This window comes from Membranihabitans maritimus (assembly GCF_021729145.1).
In the GTDB taxonomy this organism is placed as follows: domain Bacteria; phylum Bacteroidota; class Bacteroidia; order Chitinophagales; family Saprospiraceae; genus Membranihabitans; species Membranihabitans maritimus.
Window position 1 is genome coordinate 1 of sequence record NZ_JAJSLW010000133.1, and the last position, 203, is coordinate 203.

Sequence of the window (203 nt, forward strand, 5' to 3'; positions counted from 1 at the left end):
TTGACGAACAAAGTAGCGTGGGTGGAAGCAGAAGAAATGGACGAAGGCAGTTGGGATAACTGTGGAATTAGTTTGCGTTTGGCGCGGAGAGTAGACTGGTGGGCAGATACGGCTTGTGTGGACTTGTGTTCCAACGGAAAAGAATATGACAACTGGGTAGACCTATTGGTAGACCTGGGCTTTGCGGAAGGACAAGTAGAGAA

Annotated in this window: 1 protein-coding gene; it reads left to right on the plus strand. The window is 48.8% G+C overall.

The features are described 5' to 3' along the window. Positions 1-203: hypothetical protein (locus LVD47_RS24445; RefSeq protein WP_236981200.1), on the plus strand; the 203-nt coding region annotated here is incomplete at both ends.